Raw genomic sequence first — 1,819 nt, 5'->3', positions numbered from 1 at the left:
GCCGCTTCAGCACGCTGCCCGCGCCGGTGGGCAACGTTGAGCGAGCTTTCTTCGTCTTTGCCATCATCGATGTCCTGCGTTTCAATTCGCACCGATTCTACTCGTCCTCGTTAATGCGACAGAGCCCTGCGCTCTGTCCCACCGCTCGATCCAACGATCGATTTCGCATTCAAATCAGCGGCTTAGGCCGAGATGCGGCGGATTTTTAACGAATCCCGGCCAAGCCTCCATTCGCGTTTTGGATCTGGACTTCGCTGGTGCGACATTGGCTCGCCTTCACTCGGAAAAGCATACATGTCAGTGATGCGCCCTCCGTGAGGCACAAGAAATGACATTGGCTGGTCTGTTAGGCAAGCTTCCCTCCGTATCGTCCGGCCCGGGACCGGACGTCGAAGCGCCCCAAAAGCGACCTTCCGTCGAGCGCACGAGGACGAACTCGCCGCCCCCGTTGCAAGGACATGAAGCTCATCTCACATCCTCGCCTCGCCCTAGCGGTCACGCTCCGGCGAACAGCAGAGTGGGGGCGGCGGTTTTGCCGCCCAAAGCACCAAGCCGCCCTGCGTCGCCCGCACGCGCACGCACACCTGAAGGTGGAGGCGTTCCAGCATCGATGGCGACAAAACCAGCTGTCGCCGAGCCATGGGTGGCAGAAACCGAGGCCTTGCTTGTCAAACCCGAGATTCCGGGTACCCCGCATTGGAATCCGCACTGGGGAAAGGTTGAGGTCTATGACCCATCCGTTCCCCAAAGGCTTCGTATTCGGGAACCGGATTTGGACAAACCGCTAAAGTCACCCGAATTACTACACAAATATCTTGACCCCAACTCACTTCCCGAGCCGACGATTACGTTGACGAAACACGGGGAATTCGCCAAATACGGAGAATCTTTTCATGTGCCAATCAACATGCAACACGACTACGAGGCTGCACGCAAATACCTTGCTTCAGGGCCGGCGGGTCGGGAACTACTTGCAACTGTGGAAAATCACGAATTACCAGTTTATGTTTTAACCGACGAAAGGAACGACGGTATAGGATATTTCTCCAACCCTGACGACCGCGGGTTGGTACTTCGCTGGGACTCAACTGTCGGCACGGCGACGACTGCGGGCGGGGCTATGTCACCTGCGGAGGGTTTGGCCCACGAAATGGGGCATGCGATACGATTTTATCCTGACGCTTCTGGAGGCATATTCAACAATCGCCCGATACGCGACAATAAAATTCCATCCTCTGATAATGCTGATGAGCGCAACATAATTAGATCTTCCGATGTGAAAATTTCAGCAGAGCATGGTAAAAATCATTTCCGCGACGATCATAATGGCGTCGAATATCAGGTGCGAAACGTTACGTCGACAATAGCCGCACATGCGAACGACGCACAAACGATCAACGCATTCAAAGATCCTCTGAGGCACTACACCGCTGAAATGGACCGCCGCGGAATTGACCCCGAATGGGTCTCCGAAAAGGACCTGCATCTCGCAGCAGAACAGATATTGAATCATGAGTCCTTACCGGAGCTAACTCGGATGAGCGATGCTCAATTGGTTGCGATGAGACAGCTGCTTATCGAAGAGATGAAAGCGAACCTGGACGAGAACGCGAAACAACGCGGCGACGGACAGCTGTCCTCCGGTCCTTTCGCCGAACAGTGAAAACGTGAGCGTAAGCGCGTACATCGCGATGGCTTTGTTCAGCAGCACTTCAGTCCCGTGTGGGGGCCGGCGTTCGCGGAGAAACGGGGCTACTGGTTGGCGATACGGTATAAAAGCGAACGGCAACGCCGCGATGACCGACAGCCCAATGGTGCG

2 protein-coding genes are annotated in these 1,819 nt (G+C 55.5%); both read left to right on the top strand.

Annotated elements, in window-relative coordinates:
- Positions 1–209: hypothetical protein (locus GWC77_RS29245; RefSeq protein WP_217283441.1), on the top strand; the 209-nt coding region annotated here is incomplete at its 5' end.
- Between the two features lie 401 nt (positions 210–610).
- Positions 611–1,663 carry a hypothetical protein gene (locus GWC77_RS27530; RefSeq protein ID WP_173262591.1) on the top strand — a complete coding sequence of 351 codons (1,053 nt, stop codon included), beginning with the start codon at positions 611–613 and terminating at the stop codon, positions 1,661–1,663.
- Positions 1,664–1,819: the final 156 nt, after the last annotated feature.

The sequence above is a fragment of the Paraburkholderia sp. NMBU_R16 genome, from assembly GCF_013282575.1.
Classification (GTDB): domain Bacteria; phylum Pseudomonadota; class Gammaproteobacteria; order Burkholderiales; family Burkholderiaceae; genus Trinickia.
This window is presented reverse-complemented; position numbering and strand designations above follow the sequence as displayed.